Consider the following 23,463-nt stretch of genomic DNA (forward strand, 5'->3'; position numbering starts at 1 on the left):
GTTTATTCGTAGGTTGGGTTGAGTGCAACGAAACCCAACAATTTAAGAATAGATTTATTTTGAGCAGGTCATTTATACTACCCATGATTATTAAAAGTTTATAAGTATTTTAGCTACGATTCAAAAGGCTATTACTTCATGCTTATAGCTCGTTCAACTACTTTTAAGGCATCTTTTTTTATCCCATCAAAACCTTCTGTACTCATAGTAGGCTTTCTCTCCGCCAATTTATTTAAACACGCACTAACATCATTAAAGTCCGTGTTTTCAAATAATATTTTCGTTACATTAAGTGTTTCATTACTAAGATTCAAAATCAGATCTAACACCTCAGCAGTATCTACTGTAAATAAATTTAATAAAATAGCTACGCTGAGTGGGTCTTCAGAATTTACCAAACGCATAACAAAACAGTTCATTGGAGTTTTATATTTGACAGTTGAACTTCCGAAACGGCCAAATGAACTAAATTTGCTATAAATATGTAAAAGCGCAAATAAAGTTCCATAAGTAAAGGCATGACGCTCATTAAACATGTCTTCAATTATTTCATCTGAAAAAAGATAAGCCATCAATATGCTATCTTCCTTTATTGAATAATCCCTAGGGGAAAATCCTACCATTAGTTCTAATGATGCCCTTGAGTTGTTTAAATTTACTGCATTTTTAAATAACGACTTTACAGTCTTTTGAGATCTAATTTCATTATAAAACATGCTCCAACCATAGAGCTTTATAGCATCAAGCCAAAATTTAGACGTTTCTTGGTTTTTTACTGCATTACATAGCTCTATAATTGCACTTTCATCACCTAAAACGATTTTGTTTAGATTATTAAAAACATCCCTTTGCCTAAATCTCTCGTTCGTAAGCCTTCCCTCAATTATAGAATTCAAAATATGCGGATATGTATTGAAAGATAAAACATGTTCAGATAATAGATCTTTAGATATTTCTATACTTTGACCTGAGCGTTCTTTATCAGATGAAAATACTCTGCTGCTGATAAAGCCGAAATACCATAAGCTTTCTTCTACGATATGTTTTTCAAAATCAGAACTATCTAAAAAGTTGCTTTCAAAAAAATCAACAAAAAGCTGACTCTTAAAACTTGTATCATGAAATAATTTTATCAATACATCATAAATATAAGGATAATTACCTTTTAATGCTTCAAGTAACATTAAATCATACAATAAAACCTCCCCGTTTAAATACTTCCAAACAGCTTTAACCTGTATTTCAAAGGTATTAAATGCTCTAAACGAAGGTAATAATTTATCTATCAGGGTTTGGCACTGCGGTAAATCATCTCTAACTAGTACTTTTTTATAATATTCCTTTGTGTCACTATCTAATAATTTAATTTCTAACTGATTAATCTCACTGAATAAATTTGGCACAGAGAAATCAAAACGTATTGGGCAAATTCGTAAAAGAGTAGCTGAAAAATCAGTTGTATTTTCGCCTGCAAAAATATAATCAATACCTTTTAACTTCTCTAACCTATCAAGGAGACCTGCAAGAGCGTGAAGGCTGTCTACCGCCTTTTGATTACGGTCGAGATCTTGTATTGTTATTAATAATCTCAAGTTTGCTGCACTAATTACATCACTTAAGTTTTTTAAAAGTGCATCTGGGGAAGTTGGTTTATGTACAAACGCAGCAAATATTTTAAAAGGTGTGTTACCAGCATTCATAGCTGAAATGTAATGTGAAGGCAAAGAACGGAATTTACACATATCGACTTCTGTACCCAAGGCTATTAATACTTCATCTAATACATATTGGATAATAGATTCTGTCTCAACACCCCATAGGTCAATATTGCAATGAATAAATTTTGGTAGCCCTTTTTTATTTTTTAGTTTATCTACTGCTAAATTTATAGCTGTTGTTTTCCCTACACCAAACTTGCCAAGAACGGCTATTCGTATGCTGTTATTATCAGAGTTAGTACTTGAAAGGGCTTTTTCAATTTCAGTAGCTACATGTTTAGTTGAGCTGTGCCAATCGTGCTCATTGATAGGTGTATTAACATTACGGCTTATAATGATATTTTTTAATGTGTGGAGTAGTGGCAAAAAAGAAAAACCAATTAAAAGCCATAAATTTGCTAGGAGAAAGTCAAAAGGATTTTGCCGCCCACCATCAAAATTGAGTATTGTCCAAAATACAATTACAAATATGACTGAGAGCATTAGAGATGGATAGCGATAATTAAACTGCCAAGGCCTTTTTTCATGATAAATTGAAAAATCACTAGCAATTTTAGTTATCATAACCCCTGTTATAAAAAGTAAAATTGAATAACCTGAAAACAAAAAATTATCATTGCCATTGTGAGCATCAAATACTTTGAGTAGATGCTGGGACCACCAATTCCATAGCTTTTCAAAGGTGGTTAGAGTCGTAAGAAATGAAAAAAGAAGATAAGTAACAACACTGTAAACTGCTAATGACATATAACGAGAAAAATTTATAAACTTCATCCGTGATCCAAATTAGTATTTCTTGATAGTTTCTGATGACTTTTTTAAGCTCATATTTTATTCATTAGCTTGAAAAGCTTACTTAGACTAAAACACATAACCTTATAACAATACATGTTATTTAATGCGCGATGACAACTTTTTATACACTGCATCTTTATATCGTTTGCCGATAGCGAGTACATATACTACAACTTCATCATCAATCACTTCATAGGCAAGCCTGTAGCCTGCTGTGCGCAATTTTATTTTATATACACTATTAAAACCCCTCAGTTTCGATGCAGGTACATGAGGATTTCCTAGACGTTCTATGAGTTTCTTTTTAAACTGGCTTTTTATAGGTGGAGCAAGCTTGTTCCACTCTTTTTGTGCTGCGGGTAAAAATTTGAGCTTATAAGTCATCAATATTAACTTCAACAGCCTCTAATAAGTCTGCTCTGCGACTTTCGACAATTTTTGCTAATTCAATATCGTCGATCAGTTCCATTAGGAACTCATACGTTTGCGCAGGTACTAAATAAGCTGCTGGTTTATTGTGATTTAAAATAGCTATCGCTGAACCATCAGCTTCATTTAATAACGCTGTCGGATTTTTCTTTAATTCTGAAATACTGGCTGAACAGTCTGCTAATATTTGTCTCATAACTCACCAAAAAGACCATAAATATGAGCTAACTTTAGACCTTTTTTAGTTTTATAGCTAGCGATTTTTGTAGCCTTTTATTTCCTATACACACTATTTAGTAAATAACTTTTCAAACAATCGTTCTGCGTGTTTTAAGCCATCATCCGTAAGGATGACTGATTTGGCTTTACCTACCGGGTCGCCTATTAGGCCTTTTTCATGCAGCCGATTGGTTACGTCCCAATCAATTTGTTTCCATGCACGGCAATGGTCGTGCAAGGTTAAATACATCAGCGCTAATGCGGCTTCATCTATTTTATCTTCATCGATTTGAGTTTCAGTACTCATAATCAGCTCCTAATTTGATAGTTTTATTAAGCTTATAGATAACCCTATATTTTTCAATCAAAGCGCTCTTTCGCCATAAATGGCGACCAACAACTTATCGTCATAGCCCATGCTTTAATCAAAGCAGAACTAAAAATACTCACTAAAGTGGTTTTTAACTTATTCCTTAATCGCGTCTTCTATCGTTTGCGTAGTAACAGGCTGATTTAAGCTACCTTTAATAACCACAGTTGCTGATATTTTATCTTGAATGGCTTGGCGGTTCGGATCCCAATAAACTTGTAAAAAACCTAGTAACCCAGTTGCAAACCCTGCGCCGTAGCCACCGTATCGGCCAAACGCATCCCATAAACTTAAATCTTCGCCACTAAGTGCGACAACTCGGATATTGCATACTTTTTTACCCGGTGTTTGGCCACGCCAAAGCAGCGAAAATAATGTAAAATATACAGCAGCCCAACCAAAGCCAAGACCTAAATCTTGAATGATTCCTTTGCCCCACTGTAAAATACTATTCACAGGTGCAGCTTTAACAGGTGCGTCTTCAGGTGCAGCCGTCTGCTCATCAGCTTCAACCATTACTTTCAATAATAATCGGGCAACCTGATCGTTATCAGATTCATCTATTTCAGCCAATTGTGGCACTTGAGTAACTAAATTAGCAAGCGCATTGCTTTGACAAGCCTGATCGCAATTTTGACTTGGTGCTGTTTGCATTAAATAAGTATTTATCTGTTGTTTTTCCTCTGCATTTAATGGTGTTTCGCGTTTAATTCTTATCCCTTGAATCGCAGTATCATCCTCAAAAAAATCGATTGCGATTGCAAGCACTGAGAGTGAACTTATAAATAATATACTGGCAGCAGTTATTTTTAATACTCTTCGCCAAACAGTCGACATTGTTGGTAAGTATTTTTGCGCTGTGCCTTTATAAAAAGCCATTGCAGCTACAAATGCGATTACAGCAGCACTGATCTTAGCCGCGAGAAAAATTAGCGCTACATCGATTACCATCGCGAGCGCGCGGCGAGTCGGTGAAGCAAGTGGCAGTCCCAATAATGCTTGATCTATTTTAAATGCATAGGGCGTAATAACTTCCTTAGTTTCAGCAGCTGTTAATGCTAATTGTTCTATTTGTTTCGCTTTCATTTACGCCTTTGTCCTTAAAATTAAATAGGTATCTTTATTTAGATTGTTATTGAGAGCAGCCTATAGCTCAAACCATCAAAGCTAGATTATCTATAAATGGTTTATTTTCTTCATTTATCACACGAATTATTTCTTTGTGTAAACGTTTTTTGTGCTCAGCAAAAATGGCGCGCTTTTTATCAAATGTAGCGGCAAACGCCATTGCGTCCGCTAATAGGCTATCTTGGTCTGTTGAGGCTTTTTCTATAACGTGATCAATTGCAAGTTCTGCTCCAGAGACGCGACGCCCTGTCAGTTTCATTTCGTTAAAGCGATAGTAAGGGATCGCTTTTTTCACAAAAGCAATCATGCCGGGTAAAAATGGGATCGATAAATCCACTTCAGGGAAGCAAAAAAAGCCGCGATCGCCGCGCATAAATCTAAAGTCACACGCGCACGCTAAAATTGCACCGTTACCAAAAGCATGACCATTAATGGCAGCGATCACTGGCATAGGAAAAAGCAGTAAGGTTTTAAATACATCGTCCATATCGTACATAAAACCACGTATTTCATCGGCCTTTTTTGCTTGCATAGCAGGTAACAACCAATCAGTATCAATGCCTAAACTCCAACACTTATCATCATTTGAGGTGATCACTAGCGCTTTGTGGTTTTGGTTTTCAACAACCTCTGCTAACGCTTGTTTTAGTTGATGTGCAAAATGTGGATTTTGGCGGTTTTCGCCGTTTGTTAAGGTTAAAACCGCAACGTTATGTTGAGTGGTTAAGGAGATGATACTCATAAAGTCCCTCTTCAATTTTATAGTTTTTTAAAAAGATTATTGCTCGTTTGAACGCAGACCGATGTTTAGTTTATCTGTTTAATTACAAACCATTGAGCCTGTAATAAAACAGTTCAAATTCATCACCTTTCATTTCATTTACATTGTGTCACATATTAGCAATTTATATATTTCAGTCTTATTGCATATTAGATACTATCTATATACTAATAATAATTAAAATACTTATGAAAAAGTTAACAATTGTATTGCTCTTACTTCTATTGTTATCAGGCTGCGCGAATTCGGCTAAAAATGATCTCGCAATATTAAAGAATCGCACGGTATGTTGTATTAACTTAAACGATATTACATTCGTAGCGCAACAAACAAAGCAGTTTATTCATTTTGATTTGAAAAAGCAGCCTGTAAGACTTTTTAACGATGCGAAAAGCCCATTTATTGCAATTGAAAAACCTAGCGACAGTCGTTTTGCTCAAGTTTTTAGCTACGCTAATGGCGTATTTATTCAAAATGCAACGCTTGTCTATCCTCAGTTATTGCTTTTGGATAAGTCAAAACAGATTATTAAACACCTAAAACCCTATGAAGCATGGCAAAATGGTTTACCAACAACCTTAGGTTTGGATGGTAACCTGTACTACAAAACACAGTTTACTCTGCCAAGCGAGGCAAAATACCTAATTTTTTATACTGATAGCGGTTTGAATAATAAAAAAACTACGATCAACTGGCGTTCGCAAGTTGGAGGTAGCGAATATAGATACCTGACCCTCACCTCGTTCGCTAAAATCGGAATCAAATTACTTTAACTTAACACTCATTTTCAGGAATTATTATGAGATATATTTATACTATTTTTATCCTTATAACATTAAGTGGGTGTAACTCTTCACCCAATTACATGAATACAGCACAACTAAAATCAAACCATCAGATACTTGGGATTGGTGGTTTTTATGTTGAAGAAGAGCTCAGTTATTTTGAACAACAGTTGGCAGATCATTATAAAAAACCTATAAAAAAAGCACTTGAAGATCGCGGATTTCAAGTAGTTGATGCCAGCGAGGTTTATGATGTTTATTATCAGTTATTAGACAATGCTGATAATTTGTACGACCCTCTTACAGGTCAGGAAAATGAAAACCTACGTAATGAAATCTGGAAAAAAGCCCTTGCTAAAACAAAAGCTAAATTAGGTATAAGTGCGTTTGTATTTGCGGGCGTAGATACTGTTAGAGCAGAATTTACTAACAGTATTCTATTAGGACATGTGGCAAAATGGTATGGTCAGGAAGAGTCTTACCTTGAAGGCGGCGCTGATGGTGGAGATATATTTGTATCGTTATTTCAAAACGAAGAAGGTTATGTTCCTGGGAGCCGACTATATATCCGTATTAGAGATGAACACGATACACTGTTAACAACAGGTTCTGGGGGTATTGAATTAGTTGCACAATTTAACAGCGATGAAGAAATTATTGTTAAAGATGCTGATAAATTATTTAAAGATCCTACAAAATTAGACAACGCGTTACAATTTGCACTAAAGACAATTGACACTTGGAAAACAAAAAAATGATGAAGCTTTTTTTAATCATCATGACTTTACTAAATTTAGTCGGGTGTAAACTGATTCAATATAATAGCGATCCTGAAGTGAGGATTAGTGCAATCACATTAGTCAACGCACCTACCCATAGCGATCTTGCCTATATATGGTTGCCAACCTCAAATACCGGTAGCAAAGTATTATACCGAGAAGCATTTGACAATAACGTGGTCAACTTCTCAAAAAAATATAATTTAACTAACCTAAATCCGCAGGCACAAAGATTTTTTGATAGTTTTATTATGAAACAAGGCGGTGCTTTCAACACAAAAACAGGTAAACTTAACTTAGAACTAATACAAACAGCAATGCAATACACGTTTAATAACGTTAAAAGCGCATATCCAAATATTAATACTCTGTTAGTTATTCAGCCGCAAGAAACCTCAATAAAAGTTATTGATGGCACTGCTAATTGGAATGGTGTTGAGCAACATATCGTAACAATACCTCAAAAGTCAGTCGAATTTAGGCCGGTAATAAGCCTTGCCGTACAGTACTACATTCCTGATGGCAAAAATTATGACTTTGAAATTGGTCTAGATCTTCATGCCCCAGATTTAACCGATGACAGTAAATATGAACAAGTGATAAAACATATTTTATCCCCTATCGTCTTGTTAAAAAAAGAAATCTAATAGCTCTCAGTCTAATAGTAAGCTATAACTTTAGCCACTATTAGACTTTTGATGAGTGATATTATAATCACCCCCAGTTCTCACAAATAAAATTAATACTTGAGGATACTTATGCTTAATAAAGTCGCTATTGTTGTCGGTGCAACTGGCTTAGTGGGCAGTCACTTAGTTGAAGAATTAATTATGGCAACTCATATCAGTAAAGTTATAACCCTAACGCGTCGCCCTATTAGTTATAACAGTGACAAAGTCGTTAATCATGTAGTGGACTTTAACCATTTAGCTCAACACGCTGCGCTTTTTAAAGCGGATATATTATTTTCATGTTTAGGCACCACCAAAAAAGCCGCTGGCTCTATAGCCGCTCAGCGTAAGGTTGATTTTTATTATCAGTTAAAAGTCGCTGAACTTGCTGCAAAACACGAAGTAAAACATTATTTGCTAATATCCTCCAGTGGTGCAAATGCCAATAGTGGTAACGCATATTTACAAATGAAAGGTGAACTTGAAAATACAGTCAAAGAACTGCCATTTAAGCGTATTAGTATTATTCAGCCATCGCTATTACTTGGCGAGCGTAATAACGAATTTCGTATTGGTGAAAAGCTTGGCAGTGTATTGTTACCAATTTTATGTATGCTACCTGGTTTAAGAAAGTATCGCCCTATCACGGGCAAACAAGTTGCCTTAAAAATGTGTAATATCAGTAAACAATCAGGTGATGGTGTTGAATATTTTAGATTAGATGAACTATTTAACAGTTAAACTTCAGTACGTATTTTATACGTTCCTTTTCGCCATAAATGGCGACCGACAAATTTAAATACGAACTTCAGCGCAAAAAGCTATAAAAAAAGCCAGCAAATGCTGGCTCAGTTTTTAATACCTATTAACCTTACTACTTACCAAACTCTGTTGGAGCTGGCGGCACAATCAAGGTTTTTTTCGGGTTTGCCTTAAGCTCTTTTAACAGCTCTTGTACGGCACGCTCAACCGACGGATCTTGCCCTGCTTGAATAAGCTCTGGACGGTCAATCACTTCGATATCTGGGCTTACGCCTTCATTTTCGATGATCCAGTTACCGTCATTATCGAGTATTCTAAAGGTAGCAGCGATCACAGAGCCACCATCCACAAGCCCTGGGTTACCAGAGATACCTATTAACCCACCCCAAGTGCGAGTGCCAATTAGTTTACCTAAACCTGCTTGGCGGAAGTAATACGGTAGTGCGTCACCACCTGAACTTGAGTAGCCGTTGATCAGCATGGCTTTTGGTCCATCATGGGCAAACTGTGGCGTTTTAGTTGGCTCAACGCCACGACGCTTCCAGTAGTTAAGCGGTTTGCGTGCCAGCCAAGTGATCATATGCTCTGGGATAAAACCACCGCCATTGTAGCGATCATCTATGATCATTGCTTCTTTGCTAGTTTGCGGTAAAAAGTTTTTAAATAACGAACGATTACCTTCGTAATGTGTGTTAGGCAAATGTACATAACCAATACGACCGTCGGATAGTTTATCGACGTATTCAGCACGGCTATGCGTCCATTGTAAATAACGTAAGCCGGTTTCACTTGCGATTGGTTTAACTGTTACCTTCCAACTTTTTTTCAGGCTCGGGGATTTACTAAGCAATAACTCAACCGATTTACCTTGGGTGTTTTCAAGTAATTCATAAAAGTTAATCACATCTTTTACTGAACGACCATTTACCTCAACAATATAATCACCAACGCTTGCGTTAACGCCCGGCTCGTTGAGTGGTGAGCGGAAGTTCTTGTGCCAGTTTTCGCCTTTAAAGATATTTTCGATTTTTACAAAACCGGATTTATGCGCGCTAATTTCTACGCCTAATAAACCATGCTGTAAACGTGTTGCAGTTGGCATATCGCCAGAGTTGACATAAATATGCCCGGAGTTAATCTCGCCGGCAATTTCGCTTAGCACGTAATCAAGGTCGGCGCGATGTGCGATTGCATCAGCCATTGGTTGGTAGCGTTTTAAAATAGCATCCCAATCTTGGCCGTGGTGATTCTCATCGTAGAACCAATCACGTAATGTCCGCCAGCCTTCACGATACATTTGCGCCCACTCTGTTTGCGGGTCAATTTTTAGTATCATATTTTGCAAGTCTAACTGGGTGGCTTTTAAATCTTGCTCAGCGGCTGGCTTAATTACACTGTAATTATCACCTGAGCGAGCAATGATATGCTGCGCATTCGCTGATATTTTATAGCTATTAACCCCCTTCGCTACGGTGGCAATTTCGCCATCGACGGCAATAGGTATTAATTTTAGCTCACCCGCAGAGAGTGTTAATACGCCATCTTTTACAGCAGTTAAAGCACTGTAATTTCCGGCCGGAGCATTTAGAGCGACAACGCGGTCCATAAAACCATCACTTTCAATATAAGTGCTTAGCGGTTTAGCTGACTTGTCATCGTCTTTATTCGCTTTCGAGTCAACAATACTTATTTCATCAGTCAGTGGCGCATTCAGCGGTTTAATTTTGCTATTGACAGCAACAGCATAAATTCGCGTGGCATTATTAAACATGTAGTCAAATTCATAACTACTAAAAGTTAAGTTAAAGTCGCGCTCTGAAGTAAAATACAATTGCTGACCATCAGGAGAAAACGCAGGATTTCGTTCACTGCTCATATCGTCGGTCAGACGTGTAACTTGTTTGTCTTTTAAATTGTAATGCCATAATGAGGCATAACGATTTTCGTTATTTTTAACAAATACAACATCTTCACTATTAGGTGACCAAATATACGTAGTTAAGCCATCTTCTTCATACTTGGCGGTATCAATTTTATGCTGCTTGCCGGTTTTTATATCAAGCCACCATAAGGTGTGATTTAGATCTGCAAACAATAGCTTTTTGTTGTCCGGAGACCAAACAGGGTCAAAACGCCAAATAGTGCCATTAGTTGTCAGTTGTTTAACCTTGTTGTTATTAGCTCGGTCTTGGATATAAATTTCGTACTCACCACTTTCATCACTCATATACGCAATATAACGGCCATTTGGTGACCACGAAGCGGCAATTTCACGCCCTTTAGGCGTATGGCTTAAATTGCGTGTTGGGCCATTTTTAACGGGTACTGAGAACAGCTCTCCGCGGGCACTAAAAACCACACGCTTACCATCATGGGATACATCCATCGAATCAATAAAGCCAGCCACATTTTTGCTATAAGGCATGGTATATTCACGATTTCCCTGTACGTTAATAGTCAGCTTTTCTTCACGCTGCGTTGCATCGTCAAAACGGTATAAATAACCACCATTCTCATACACTATGGCATCTGGGCCTGCCGATGGCCAAAGCACATCAAAATCCGTGTGATTGGTCACTTTCACTGGTGCTTTACCGTCTTGATGCTTATATAAGTTTAAAGTGTATGCTCTGTCTGAGACATAATAAATATTATCATGCACCCAAGTAGGCTGCTGATCTGTGGCTTTATCGGTAGTTAACTGCGTAGACTTGTTGTGCTCTAAATCATAGATCCATACATCTTGTGCGCGGCCCCCTCGCGTGCGCTTCCAGGTACGAAACTCGCGATCAATTGGTGTATATACGTATTGCTTACCATCAGGCGATAACATGCCGCCACCCGTTTCAGGTATGGCCAATGGCTGCTCTAAGCCACCATCGGCAGGCACCATGTAAGGACGTCCCACACGCTTACCATAAGGTGTACGGTTTGCTCGAAACACTATATGTTTACCATCAGGCGTCCAATCAAGGACACGATAATCATAGCCACCACGAGGCGGCATCACACCAACATCGTTATAGTAAGTCAGCTGTTTTAGATCACTGCCATCGCGATTCATTACATATATTTGGCGGCTACCATTGTACTGTGCTGAAAAAGCGATCCTTTTCCCATCTGGAGAAAACTTAGGGAATGTTTCAAAACCAATGTGATCTGTTAAGCGCGTGCTGTTACCCGTTTTGATATTTGCTATATAAATATCACCGGCATAAACAAAAGTAACCGACTCTTTATGAATATCAGGGAAACGCAATAATCGCGTATCTTGAGTATCATAAGCCGCGGCCATGGGTGAGAATGTAGGCGCAACCGCAATCGCTATTGCGGTTAAAAAAGTACGTAATTTCAACTTAACCATCCTTATGTTGTTATTTTATATCATCATAACAACATAAAAATGGATTGCAGCTTTGTTCGGCAAATAACTGTAACAGAGTGTAAATAACCTGAACAATATTTATAATCAGTGTCTTAGTAATTCTCTTAATCAGAGGTCAGGTTAAATAATACTCATGAGTAATAGTTATAGTCCTCCGACTTTAGGTAGCTGCCTTTTATCAATCACTTTAAAAGTAGTTAAATCAACAAGCATTGAAAACACTTCAGCATTGTCTATAAACAACATAAACAAATTGCCTTGCTCATTAACAGCATGCTCAAGAATGCGGTCGTAGCCTGTGAGAACCTCGCTATAACCACTGCCATCAATTTTACTTAACGCAAAAGTGCTTTTATCTTCGTTGCTTAAAAGGCCGTCGTTATTTGTGTCGTTTTTAATAACATGATAGGCAATACCCGCCGCTTTTGACTGCGAATCAAATTCAGATAAATACAATGGAGAAATATCAGTGATCAACTGATCTGTCGTATCAAAAAGCCAATTTGCATAGTTTGTTTTACCATTGATAAACATCACATTTTTTGACCGTGTTGGCCTATTTTTATAATAAGAGGAACCACTAAAATTTTCTACAACTTGCCCTAACCCACGTTCGGTATCGGCTTCAACCGTTAACTTTTCAGACTCAAGCTCTATATAATAAAAGTCCGTTTCTCCTACTCTTCGCGGGTAGCCCAAACGCCACTTTTCTTCTTCGTTTTTGTCATCTGCTAAATTTAATGCCGGTGGCTCAACGTCGTTATCATTAAATACTGTTGTAACAAGTTGGACTGAAATTAACGCAGTAGCAATTAAAACCCCGACTAATAAAATAATTCCATTTAAGTTCCATACCCATTTAAAAAATTTATCTGAATTCATGCTTTCCCTATTTTTAAAAAAGTGATCAATTTATCTGAACATACGTATTATTGAGCTTATCTATAACACAAAGCTTTGCGATAAAAAATGAAAACAAACCCTACAACTAGTTTGCCCTTACTATCAGGTTCCGGCGATTTAATTCTGCACTGGCAAATAGTTAATGACTCAGTAATGGGCGGTTTATCGACCAGCCAAGCTTATGAGAAGGACAATAGCTTAATTTTTACAGGCAACGTTTCTTTTGAAAATAATGGAGGCTTTGCTTCAATACGCACAACAATAAACACTAATAAAGAAAACGCCAATCTCATATCTTTACGGTTCAAAGGAGATGGTAAAACGTATCAACTTCGCTTAAGAACGAGTCAGTACCTAGATGGGCCAGCATTTACTGCTTCGTTTGCAACATTAAAAGATCAATGGCAAGTCGTTACATTCTCACCAACTGACTTTAGTCTTACTTACCGTGGTAAAACCTTAGAGCAGCAACCAGAGTTAACGTTCAAAGATGTACAACAATTGGGCCTTATGATCGCCAAAAAGCAGCAAGGTAATTTTAAACTTGAATTAGCGCATATTAACTTTGAGCTTAAATAGCGTAAATTAAGCTGCTATATTGGAAATATTAAAATTATTTTTTAAAATCATATTCTTCGTTACCTCGCTTTTTAAGTTCTGTGATAACCATTTCTATCATCTGTTTCTTTATTTCTGCGTGGTTGGACTTTAGCTCATTAAGTTGCTGAACTAATATATCAATTTGCTCTTGCTGTTGAGAATCTCGGTATTTTTTCGCACCAGTATGCTCAGGATCTATTTTTAAATTTTGCGCTTCGGTATTTTTTTCCAGCTGTATAAAGTTGCTATTGTGGCTTTCAAGCTTGAGATTTCGCTGAATTGGATCTTGTTTTAATTTATTAATTTGTTCTTGTAGCACGATGATCTTTTGAGCGAAATCTTCATACACTTTTTGTAAATTGTTATACTGTTCAGCAAAATTCACATCATCTTCGCTATACTCTTGCGCTTTAGCATCTAAAAACTCAGACAAAATATATTCAGGCTGTTCTGTTTGCGCTGCTTGTTCTTCAAGTCGTTTTTCGTATTTACTTTGAAACCCATGAGCTTCAGGAATAGTAATAACAGGTAAGATCTTCATATTTCATCCTTAAAATTATCCTGGTAATAATATCGGCACAAAATAATAAGACTTTAGCTTTCTTCTCCAAAAATATTACCCTTTGTTATTACCCAAATGCTAGGAAGCTACTAATGGTTAAACTCTAAAAGCAAATATTTTAGCATCAAAGACTGCAACATAACTTTGAGCCACTATAGCTATACATACTGATGACGAACGTTTGAAGCAAGTACACGTTGCAGGCATGTTCAAAACTGGCGACGTTAAAGGTCTACTCGAAGTGCTTAATAATAACTTTAATATTAGTTATGAAAGAGTCAGCCCCGATAAAATCATGTTAAAATATGCGTCGCCTCACACTACTATATAATTCGTTACAACAATAACCAGGTATATCACCATGACAACACCTTTATCGTCGGGCAAGATTAATAGCCCGAATCACTCTTTATCAACAAACACCGATTCTCTACTTTACGTTATATTTATATCTGGCGTTGCAGCAATTGGTGGCTTTTTATTTGGCTTTGACTCCGGGGTTATCAACGGAACTGTGTCGGCGCTTGGCAAAACATTTAACTCAAGCAGCGTCGCAACAGGGTTTAATGTTGCGTCGGTTTTACTGGGTTGTGCTCTTGGTGCGCTGATTGCGGGCCCGCTTGCTGATAAATTTGGTCGCCGCTCAATTATGATCATCACTGCAGTAATATTTGCCATTAGCGCGTTTGGTTCAGGCATTGCAGACAGCTCCGCTGAATTTATTTTTTATCGTCTATTTGGTGGTCTCGGTATTGGCGCTGCATCTGTATTGGCACCCGCTTACATTGCTGAAGTCGCACCTGCGGCTTTGCGTGGACGATTAGCAACACTGCAACAATTAGCGATTGTACTTGGCTTATTTGCTGCTTTTTTAAGTAATTACCTGATCGCTTCGGCGGCAAACGGCGCTGAAGGTATTTTTATTCTTGAGCTGGCGGCTTGGCGCTGGATGTTTTGGGCAGAACTTGTACCTGCAGGATTATTTCTGTTGGGAGTATTATTTATACCAGAGTCGCCGCGTTATTTAGTTGCCCAAGGCCAATTAGAAAAAGCCAAAGCTGTATTTAAAAAAATATCCAATGATGATGCCCAATCACAAATAAACGATGTTAAGCAGTCACTTCATGGCGATAAAAAACCAAGTATTCGTGACTTATTTATTGACGGTAAAAAGAAAATACACCCAATCGTATGGGTTGGTATCGCTTTGTCTGTTTTTCAGCAATTTGTAGGCATTAATGTGGTCTTTTATTACGGCTCTGAGCTTTGGCAAGCAGCGGGTTTTGATGAATCACAATCTTTATTCATCAATGTATTAGCGGGTACTACCAATATTTTATCTACTTTTATAGCAATTGCGCTTATCGATAAAGTAGGCAGAAAACCATTATTACTAGTAGGTAGTATTGGTATGTTTATTAGTTTAAGTGCATTAACTTATACCTTTGGTAGCGCAGGCCTCGATGCGGCAGGTAAACTTGCATTAACTGACAGTATGGGCACGTTTGCACTTATCATGGCTAATCTCTTTGTGGTATTTTTTGGCTTAAGCTGGGGACCTGTTGTATGGGTACTATTAGGCGAAATGTTCAATAATCGTATTCGAGGGGCTGCTTTAGCTGTTGCAGCAAGTGCGCAATGGCTTGCCAACTTTACAATTACCATGACCTTCCCGATTATGCTCGGTAGTATTGGTTTAGCTGGTGCCTATGGGTTTTATGCTATTTCGGCCTTTATTAGCGTATTTTTTATTGTTAAATATATAAAAGAAACACGTGGTATCAAGCTAGAAGCCATGTAAAAGTTGTTTAAAATGGCGAATGTATTTATTTCGCCATTTTTTCAACTAAGACTCTACTTTAAGTAATTCAACTTCAAATATAAGTAAAGAGGCTGGAGGAATACTGCCAACACGTTTTTCACCGTAAGCTAATTGATGAGGGATATAAAAGGTGTATTTATCGCCTTCACTCATCAGTTGCAAGCCTTCAGTCCAGCCTTTTATTACCTGATTTAAACCAAAACTGATTGGGCTATTACGCTCAACAGAACTGTCAAATACACTGCCATCTAGCAAAGTACCGTGATAATGCACATTCACCATGCTAGTTGGGCTTGGTCTTGCCTCACTACCACTGCTGCTAACAACTTTATATTGCAGACCAGATGCGGTCTCAATAACCCCTTCAACCTTGCTGTTTGCCACTAAAAAGTCGGCTTCGATTTGCGCATTAGCGACCGCTTGTTGCTTTACTTTTTTGCTATTTTGAAAAATCAAAAAGCATAAAATGGCGATGATAATCGCCAAAATAATGTTGATCATGATTATTCTTTCTCGTGTTCTTTTTCGTCGTTATCGCCATTAACGATATCTGCAATTTCACTTAAACGGGCTAAGGCAATGCCGTTAACTGAGTTTTCAGGATATTGCCCGTCGCTCAACTCGCCTGCTGCAATATCCATCAGTAAATTAAGCGCTTGGTCAACCGTTTCAACTGCATAAATATGAAACTTGCCAAGCTCTACTGCATTGAGGATCTCGTCATCAAGCACTAAGTTTACTTGATTTGATTTAGGAATTATTACTCCTTGCGCAGACGTTAAACCACGCATTTTGCAAAGCTTAAAAAACCCTTCAATTTTTTCGTTTACACCGCCAATGGCTTGCACGTCACCGTGCTGGTTAATTGAACCAGTCAGTGCAATTGACTGGCTAATAGGTAAGCTAGTAATTGCAGAAATAAGCGCACACAACTCAGCTAATGACGCACTGTCGCCATCAATGTAGCCATAACTTTGTTCAATGGCGATATTAGCACTGAGCGTTAAACTAAATTGCTGCGCATATTTATTACCTAAATAGCCCGTCAGTAGCATGACACCTTTGGAGTGAATGGCTTTACCCAGCTCAGCTTCGCGCTCAACGTCAATTACCCCATCCGCACCAGCGTAAACCGTGGCGGTGATCCGTGCCGGAGTACCAAAAGAAGTATCGCCAATGTGTAATACTGTTAAACCGTTTACTTTACCTACAGCATGACCGTCGGTGGCAATTAAGGTATGCCCTTCTTTGATATCGCTGAGCATATTTTCGCTAATTTGCCCAGTACGATATTGCTTGCCTTCAATCGCTTCATCAATATGATGGGCATCAATTAAAGTTAAGTTATCTTGCTTGGTATAAAAGCTGGCTTCTGCCACTAGCTCTAACACATCAGCAAAACGAGCTGAAAGCTTATTGTGATGTTCTGCTTGGCGGTAGCTAAATTTCAGTAATCGTGCCATCGCTGACTCAGTTAGACTACACTTTAGCGTCTGCTCACAGTACTCAATCACTTTAGTGATAAATTGATACTGTAATTTATCACTGCTTGGCAGGTAATAATCAAAATCGGCTAACACTCTAAACAGCTCAGCAAACTCTTCGTCATATTCACCGATGGTGTAATACAACTCACGCGAGCCGAGTAAAATAATTTTTACATCAAGCGGGATCAACTGTGGACGCAAGGTAAAGCTACTGCCAACAGCACTATCTTGATACGGTAAATCATTTTTGATTTGATGAGTTTTTAATGACAGCTTTAAACCATCCCACACTTGTGGATTAGCCATCACTTTTTCAGCGTCCATAATCAAATAACCACCGTTAGCGCGATGCAGTGCCCCCGGCTGAATCGATCGATAACTGGTGATCAATGAGCCTTGTGAAGTAGCATATTCAATTTTGCCAAAAATATTACCAAAGGTAGGATTTGGCTCATACACCACAGGGGCAGCATCACCTTCTTTAAATTCAACTAAAATATTAGGTGCAAAAAAGTCGGTAAGCATCCCTTTACGGTCAAAATCTTCTTTGTTTTCGTCGCTAACATCTTCATCATCGAGCCACTCAAGTACCGCATCAATAATTTCCACGCGGATGTCTTTTAGATAGCGTAATACTCCAATGTGCGCAGCATATTTATGTTCAAGATCTTTTAGTAATGGCTTAGTAGCCAGCTCTGCGGTGGATTTTTTTAAATTACGGAGTTTTTCAGATGATTCACGTTTCCAACGAGGCAACTCAATCAGTGCCTCAATGAGTGCATCTTCGAGTTTTTCAATTACTTCATAAAATTGTTCACGCAATTCATCATCAAGCTCAGCAAATTCAGCATCGCTTAGTTGTTTGCCATCAATCAGCGGGGCAAATCCAACCACACTTTTTTCTTCAATTAAGGCAACACTTTGCTCAAGCGCGGCAATTTCCACAGCAGTAATTGCGCTATCGTAAGCGTCGTTAAATTCACGGTCGATTTTTTTCTTTTTACGCTGGTACGCTGGGTTATCAAACGCTGCAGGAAAGGTGTCGAGTACTTCATCAATAAATGAGTCAATATCATCAGCTAACTGTTTACTTTGACCTGCTTGTAAAAACATTGCGATAGGCTCGCGGTGGTCGTCATAATTATTAACGTATAACCACTCATTTGGTGTTGGCCGGCCTTTGCTGTGTGCTTGAAGTTTATCTTTGACTAAGGTAAACCGACCATGCGCGGCCTCCCCCATTACATACACATTGTAACCAGGTAATTCCATCCCTAACGAGAAATCAAGCGCACTTTGCGCCCGCTGTTGACCGATGAAAGTCAAGGTTTCAGGATATGGATTGTTCATGCACGTTTGTACATGATTAAGTGAAATTGTCGGCGCAAGGGCCGACACAGATAAAGGCAGCAGTTTCTTCGTCATTCTAACTTCTTTTTATACCAACATATTCGTTGATTTTGTAAGGTGGCATCAGTGCACTAAAAGGCACTGTTCACTAACTATTTAAGGTTGTAGTGCCTTGCGGCTAAAGTAGATACCATCACATTGCGAACACGCTGTAATTTGCGTAGCGTGGTAAATATCATAACTATATTGGCAATTCTTACATACTAATGTGCCCATGGCTATCCATTCGCCTTGGTGATATACCCCATTGTGCTTAAAATCTTGATTTAATGCTTGCCACTCAAGTTGAGTTTTGTCTTCGATATGTGAAAGTTCAAACCACAAAGACTCTTTAAGCTCTTGCCATGCAAGGGAACCATAGTGTTGATCGTGCTCTTGGATGTGTTCAATATCGCGCTTTAAATATTCACTGTATAAAGTTAATTTTTCTTGTCCTAAATCTTTTAGCGCTTGTTCAGATTCAATAAACTTATCCATCGCATCTTTTAGCTCATGATCTTTTACGTCTTTCAACCATGTGCTCAAATCTGTTAACCACGTCTTATAATCAGCCATTGTTTACTCCTTCAGAACTGTGTTTAGCGAACCTATACCTTACACAAGTATAGGTTAACCTGCCCTGAAAACTAATTTCATATAAAATCCACTGATTTGACGCTGTGATTAGTGCTTTTTTTGGGGTATCCTAACGGCAATTTTTTATTAGTTTGCAAGAAGTCTGGAACCGTAGATGCAAGAGCAATATAACCCGCAAGACATAGAGTCAAAAGTCCAAGCCTACTGGGAAGAAAACCAAGTATTTAAAGCCACTGAAGACGAGAGCAAAGAAAAGTATTATTGCCTTTCTATGTTCCCTTACCCAAGCGGCCGACTCCACATGGGTCATGTGCGTAACTACACGATTGGTGATGTTGTTTCTCGTTTCCAACGCTTGCAAGGCAAAAACGTAATGCAACCTATGGGTTGGGACGCGTTTGGTCTACCGGCTGAAAATGCGGCAATTAAAAATAAAACTGCGCCAGCAAAATGGACCTACGAGAACATCGATTACATGCGTACCCAACTTAAGCAATTAGGTTTTGGTTATGACTGGGATCGTGAGATCGCAACTTGCCATCCAGAATATTACAAATGGGAACAGTGGTTCTTCACTAAGCTTTACGAAAAAGGCCTAGTGTACAAAAAAATGTCAACGGTAAACTGGGATCCAGTAGACCAAACAGTACTTGCTAACGAGCAAGTTATTGATGGTCGCGGTTGGCGTTCAGGTGCTGTAGTTGAACAAAAAGAAATTCCACAGTGGTTTATTAAAATCACTGACTACGCGCAAGAGCTACTTGACGACTTAGACAAGTTAGAAGATTGGCCAGAGCAAGTTAAAACCATGCAGCGCAACTGGATTGGTCGCTCTGAAGGGTTAGATATTGAGTTTAAACGCACCGATAACAACGAAACATTCAGCGTTTATACCACTCGCCCTGATACCTTTATGGGTGTGACTTATGTTGCTGTTGCAGGCGGACACCCTATCGCACAAGAAGCAGCTAAAAATAGCGACGCTGTGGCACGCTTTGTTGATGAATGCAAAAACACCAAAGTAGCTGAAGCAGATATGGCGACGATGGAGAAAAAAGGCATCGCAACGGGCTTTTTTGCTACTCACCCACTTACCGGTGAGCAAGTACCAATTTGGGTTGCCAACTTTGTATTAATGCATTATGGCTCAGGTGCTGTAATGGCCGTGCCCGCACACGATCAACGGGACTTTGAATTTGCTACCGCTTACGGTTTAGACATCAAACAAGTTATCGCACCTGTTGCAGGCTCAGAGCTTGAAGTAAATCTAAAAGATGAAGCATTCACTGAAAAAGGCGTGCTGGTTAATTCAGGTGAATTTGATGGCCTTGACTTTGACGGCGCATTTAATGCGGTTGCCAATAAGCTTGAAGCACTTGGCGTGGGTGAGCGTAAAGTAAACTTCCGCTTACGTGATTGGGGTGTTAGCCGTCAGCGTTATTGGGGTTCACCAATCCCAATGTTAAGCGATGAAGACGGCAATGAACTTGCTGCCACTGAAGATATGCTGCCAGTACGTTTACCAGAAGACGTGGTAATGAATGGTGTTACATCACCAATTAAAGCCGACCCACAGTGGGCTAAAACCACTGTAAACGGTGCGCCTGCGTTTCATGAAACCGATACCTTTGACACCTTCATGGAATCATCTTGGTACTACGCACGTTACTGTAGTCCACGCCATGACAAAGGTATGCTAGATCCAGCTGCGGCAAACTACTGGTTACCAGTAAACCAATACATTGGTGGTATTGAGCACGCTATTTTACATTTATTGTATTCGCGCTTTTTCCATAAATTATTACGTGATTTTGGCTTAGTTAATTCAGATGAGCCATTTGACCGCTTATTATGCCAAGGCATGGTACTTGCCGAAACATTTTATCGTAAAGATGAAAAAGGTGGCGACATTTGGATTTCCCCTAGTGATGTAAATACTGAAACCGACGACAAAGGCCGCGTGACTAAAGCATGGCATAAAGTTGACGGCGAGCCAGTATTCTCATCAGGCATGAGCAAAATGTCTAAATCAAAAAATAACGGTATCGACCCGCAACAAGTTATCGCTCAATACGGCGCTGATACGGTACGTTTATTTATGATGTTTACCGCACCACCAGAGCAAACGCTTGAATGGTCTGATTCAGGTGTTGAAGGGGCACATCGTTTCATTAAACGTGTATGGAAATATGCGGTTGATGTAAACACTGTTGGTTTCCAAGCATTAGACAAATCAGCATTAAACAACGAGCAAAAAGTGCTTCGTCGTGAGCTGCACAAAGCAATTGCAAAAGTGACTGATGATGTTGAACGTCGTCAAACATTCAACACTGCCATTGCGGCAATCATGGAAATCTCAAACAAATTGTTAAAAGCACCTTTAGCTGACAAACAAGATGTAGCGATTGCCAACGAAGCGCTTGAAGCGCTGCTAATTATGCTTGCACCAATTACGCCGCATTTGTCACATCAATTGTGGCAAGAACTGGGTAAAGAAGGCGATATTTTAGATGCGTCTTGGCCTGTGGTTGATGAGTCAGCCCTTGTTGAAGATGAAAAACTAATCATCGTACAAGTTAACGGTAAGCTACGCGCTAAATTAACTGTGTCAGCCGATGCTACTAAAGAGCAAGTTGAAGCGCTTGCCTTTGCTGAAGCCAATGTTACTAAGTTCACTGATGGCGTTACTATCCGCAAGGTTATTTACGTACCAGGTAAACTACTTAACGTGGTTGCTAACTAATTATGGCTGCTATTCATGCCATTAAAAACGGACTAGCCTTAGCGCTAGTCTGTTTTTTGTTATCTAGCTGCGGCTTTCACCTTAAAAAAGCCTCAAGTCTGCCTGATGACTTGGCCACCTTAACTTTAAACGGTGATGATGAAAAATCAGCGTTATTTGCGATGCTTGGCAAAGAACTCACATTGAGCAAAGTTGAGTTACTCGACACGCCTAAGAAAAACGTCGCTCAGCTGTATTTATATAAAGATCGTCTTGAACGTCAAACCTTATCATTATTTAAAAATGGTCAGGTTGCCGAGTACGAGTTAGCTTATAGTGTTCGCTACTTACTCAAGCGCCCTGGCAAAGAAGCAATTGAACAACGTTTTGAGCTTTATCGTAATTATCAAGACGACCCTGATAACGCTTTAGCAAAAGCAAAAGAGTTAGAGTTGCTATTGAATGAAATTCGCATGCAAGCTAGTCGTCGTATTGTTAGAGAGCTGTCGCAACTATAATGCGCTGTTATGCGAATCAATTACCCAATGAATTAAAAAAAGGCTTACAGCCTTTTTATTTAGTATTTGGTGAAGAACCCTTTCAAGTAGCACAATGCGCTCAACAAATTCGTCAGATTGCGAAACAGCAAGGTTTTGATGAGGTTGTTAAATTTACCTTAATGCCCGGTTTTGATTGGCAAGAGCTAATAGCGCAATATCAAAGTATGTCGTTATTTAGTGCTCGTACTTTAATCGAGCTAGACCTTAATTTTCAAAAGCCAGGTATTGTTGGTAGCCAAACGTTTAAACAGCTCGTAGCACTAAACAACCCCGACACCGTACTTATTGTAAAAGGGGCCAAGGCCAGTCAAGATATTCAGCGCAGTGCTTGGTTTAAGTCGTTAGATAAACTGGGCGTATTTGTACCCTGCTACCCCCTGACCGGCAATCATTTAAGCCGTTGGCTTGATGAGCAGTGCCAGCGCTTAAAAATCAATATGCAAGCAGATGCCAAACGCACCCTAATTGATGCTACTGAAGGTAATTTGTTAGCGTGTTTTCAAGAGCTCGAAAAGCTGTCGTTATTGCATGGCACTGCTATGATCGATCAACAGCAGGTTTTACAAGGCCTACTTAATCAAGCCAAGTTTGATATTTTTGATTTAAGTGATGCACTGCTACAAGGTAATAGTCACCAAGCAATTAAAGTATTAAATAAACTCGCTGGCGATAACACTGAAGCTGTGAGTATCTTATGGACCATTACTAAAGAAGCAAATACCTTACTAAGCCTACAATTAGGCTTACAACAAGGTGAACAACTGGCAACGCTATTTAAACAAAAAGCCATCTGGAAAAATCAGCAAGGGCCGATTCAACAAGCACTTAATCGTTTGTCGATACATACTTTAGAGCAAATCACCCAGTTGCTCGCACAATTTGATGCCAGTTATAAGCAAGGTAATTTAGTCAAACCGTATCAAGCATTAGCACATATTTGTTTAGTATTTTGCCAACCATTGACGTTTCCTTTGCCTGCGCATCCGCTCAACTAATTAT

21 protein-coding genes are annotated in these 23,463 nt (G+C 38.8%); 9 read left to right on the forward strand and 12 right to left on the reverse strand.

Going from position 1 to position 23,463, the window contains the following annotated elements; translation table 11 throughout:
• Positions 1 to 131 precede the first annotated feature (131 nt).
• The 6 genes from H5201_RS17625 to H5201_RS17650 form a co-directional block, all read right to left on the reverse strand.
• Positions 132 to 2,492 (reverse strand): P-loop NTPase fold protein, encoded by a 2,361-nt coding sequence (locus H5201_RS17625; RefSeq protein WP_182785140.1) that lies wholly within the window; start codon positions 2,490 to 2,492, stop codon positions 132 to 134.
• 117 nt (positions 2,493 to 2,609) lie between these two features.
• Entirely contained in the window at positions 2,610 to 2,897 is a 288-nt protein-coding gene (locus H5201_RS17630) for a type II toxin-antitoxin system RelE/ParE family toxin (RefSeq protein ID WP_182785141.1), read from the reverse strand.
• The gene (locus tag H5201_RS17635; protein WP_182785142.1) at positions 2,887 to 3,138 is read right to left on the reverse strand and encodes a type II toxin-antitoxin system Phd/YefM family antitoxin; all 252 of its coding nucleotides are present in this window, start codon (positions 3,136 to 3,138) and stop codon (positions 2,887 to 2,889) included. The genes H5201_RS17630 and H5201_RS17635 overlap by 11 nt, the downstream gene beginning before the upstream one ends.
• Before the next feature lie 93 nt (positions 3,139 to 3,231).
• Positions 3,232 to 3,468 carry a DUF6429 family protein gene (locus H5201_RS17640; protein ID WP_182785143.1) on the reverse strand — a complete coding sequence of 79 codons (237 nt, stop codon included), beginning with the start codon at positions 3,466 to 3,468 and terminating at the stop codon, positions 3,232 to 3,234.
• 159 nt (positions 3,469 to 3,627) lie between these two features.
• Positions 3,628 to 4,617, reverse strand: coding sequence for an RDD family protein (locus H5201_RS17645; RefSeq protein ID WP_182785144.1), 990 nt, complete (start codon positions 4,615 to 4,617; stop codon positions 3,628 to 3,630).
• 67 nt (positions 4,618 to 4,684) lie between these two features.
• Complete coding sequence (locus H5201_RS17650) at positions 4,685 to 5,401, reverse strand: enoyl-CoA hydratase/isomerase family protein (RefSeq protein WP_182761454.1); 717 nt, start codon at positions 5,399 to 5,401, stop codon at positions 4,685 to 4,687.
• A 227-nt stretch (positions 5,402 to 5,628) separates the two neighbouring features.
• On the opposite strand from H5201_RS17650, the gene H5201_RS17655 reads away from it, so the two are divergent.
• The 4 genes from H5201_RS17655 to H5201_RS17670 all read left to right on the forward strand — a co-directional run bounded on the left by H5201_RS17655 (position 5,629) and on the right by H5201_RS17670 (position 8,416).
• On the forward strand, positions 5,629 to 6,213 hold the full coding sequence (locus tag H5201_RS17655; protein WP_182718113.1) for a hypothetical protein: 585 nt from the start codon (positions 5,629 to 5,631) through the stop codon (positions 6,211 to 6,213).
• A gap of 26 nt (positions 6,214 to 6,239) precedes the next feature.
• On the forward strand, positions 6,240 to 6,983 hold the full coding sequence (locus H5201_RS17660) for a hypothetical protein (protein ID WP_259398484.1): 744 nt from the start codon (positions 6,240 to 6,242) through the stop codon (positions 6,981 to 6,983).
• Positions 6,965 to 7,651 (forward strand): hypothetical protein, encoded by a 687-nt coding sequence (locus H5201_RS17665; RefSeq protein ID WP_259399715.1) that lies wholly within the window; start codon positions 6,965 to 6,967, stop codon positions 7,649 to 7,651. The genes H5201_RS17660 and H5201_RS17665 overlap by 19 nt, the downstream gene beginning before the upstream one ends.
• A 111-nt stretch (positions 7,652 to 7,762) precedes the next feature.
• On the forward strand, positions 7,763 to 8,416 hold the full coding sequence (locus H5201_RS17670; protein WP_182785145.1) for an NAD-dependent epimerase/dehydratase family protein: 654 nt from the start codon (positions 7,763 to 7,765) through the stop codon (positions 8,414 to 8,416).
• 133 nt (positions 8,417 to 8,549) lie between these two features.
• On the opposite strand, the gene H5201_RS17675 is transcribed toward H5201_RS17670, so the two are convergent.
• Complete coding sequence (locus H5201_RS17675) at positions 8,550 to 11,732, reverse strand: PDZ domain-containing protein (protein WP_404936357.1); 3,183 nt, start codon at positions 11,730 to 11,732, stop codon at positions 8,550 to 8,552.
• A 234-nt stretch (positions 11,733 to 11,966) separates the two neighbouring features.
• Positions 11,967 to 12,704 carry a hypothetical protein gene (locus tag H5201_RS17680; protein WP_182718118.1) on the reverse strand — a complete coding sequence of 246 codons (738 nt, stop codon included), beginning with the start codon at positions 12,702 to 12,704 and terminating at the stop codon, positions 11,967 to 11,969.
• An 87-nt stretch (positions 12,705 to 12,791) separates the two neighbouring features.
• Between H5201_RS17680 and H5201_RS17685 the strand changes: the two genes are divergently transcribed.
• The gene (locus H5201_RS17685; RefSeq protein WP_182718119.1) at positions 12,792 to 13,304 is read left to right on the forward strand and encodes a CIA30 family protein; all 513 of its coding nucleotides are present in this window, start codon (positions 12,792 to 12,794) and stop codon (positions 13,302 to 13,304) included.
• A gap of 34 nt (positions 13,305 to 13,338) precedes the next feature.
• Here H5201_RS17685 and H5201_RS17690 read toward each other — a convergent pair whose 3' ends face one another.
• A complete protein-coding gene (locus H5201_RS17690) occupies positions 13,339 to 13,866 on the reverse strand; it encodes a hypothetical protein (protein WP_145240584.1) in 528 nt (175 codons plus the stop codon).
• Positions 13,867 to 14,248: 382 nt separating this feature from the next.
• Here H5201_RS17690 and H5201_RS17695 point away from each other — a divergent pair, with 382 nt between their 5' ends.
• Positions 14,249 to 15,688 carry a sugar porter family MFS transporter gene (locus tag H5201_RS17695; protein WP_220491345.1) on the forward strand — a complete coding sequence of 480 codons (1,440 nt, stop codon included), beginning with the start codon at positions 14,249 to 14,251 and terminating at the stop codon, positions 15,686 to 15,688.
• A 45-nt stretch (positions 15,689 to 15,733) separates the two neighbouring features.
• Here the strand turns inward: H5201_RS17695 and H5201_RS17700 are convergent, their stop codons facing one another.
• From H5201_RS17700 to H5201_RS17710, 3 genes are all read right to left on the reverse strand, one after another.
• Positions 15,734 to 16,210, reverse strand: a complete 477-nt coding sequence (locus H5201_RS17700) for an FKBP-type peptidyl-prolyl cis-trans isomerase (RefSeq protein ID WP_149980730.1) — start codon at positions 16,208 to 16,210, stop codon at positions 15,734 to 15,736.
• 2 nt (positions 16,211 to 16,212) lie between these two features.
• Positions 16,213 to 18,621, reverse strand: a complete 2,409-nt coding sequence (locus tag H5201_RS17705) for a Lon protease family protein (protein ID WP_145240561.1) — start codon at positions 18,619 to 18,621, stop codon at positions 16,213 to 16,215.
• An 81-nt stretch (positions 18,622 to 18,702) separates the two neighbouring features.
• On the reverse strand, positions 18,703 to 19,161 hold the full coding sequence (locus H5201_RS17710) for a zinc ribbon-containing protein (protein ID WP_145240558.1): 459 nt from the start codon (positions 19,159 to 19,161) through the stop codon (positions 18,703 to 18,705).
• A gap of 175 nt (positions 19,162 to 19,336) precedes the next feature.
• On the opposite strand from H5201_RS17710, the gene leuS reads away from it, so the two are divergent.
• Genes leuS through holA form a run of 3 tightly spaced genes read left to right on the forward strand, consistent with a single transcriptional unit; the run spans position 19,337 to position 23,459 of the window.
• Positions 19,337 to 21,925: a leucine--tRNA ligase gene (gene leuS / locus H5201_RS17715; protein WP_182785147.1), complete on the forward strand. Its 2,589-nt coding sequence runs from the start codon at positions 19,337 to 19,339 to the stop codon at positions 21,923 to 21,925.
• A gap of 2 nt (positions 21,926 to 21,927) precedes the next feature.
• Entirely contained in the window at positions 21,928 to 22,422 is a 495-nt protein-coding gene (gene lptE, locus H5201_RS17720) for an LPS assembly lipoprotein LptE (RefSeq protein ID WP_145240554.1), read from the forward strand.
• Positions 22,422 to 23,459 (forward strand): DNA polymerase III subunit delta, encoded by a 1,038-nt coding sequence (gene holA / locus H5201_RS17725; protein WP_182740488.1) that lies wholly within the window; start codon positions 22,422 to 22,424, stop codon positions 23,457 to 23,459. Before lptE ends, holA begins: the two co-directional genes overlap by 1 nt.
• Positions 23,460 to 23,463: the final 4 nt, after the last annotated feature.

This window comes from Pseudoalteromonas sp. SG43-6 (assembly GCF_014164365.1).
GTDB classification, from domain to species: Bacteria; Pseudomonadota; Gammaproteobacteria; order Enterobacterales; family Alteromonadaceae; genus Pseudoalteromonas; species Pseudoalteromonas rhizosphaerae.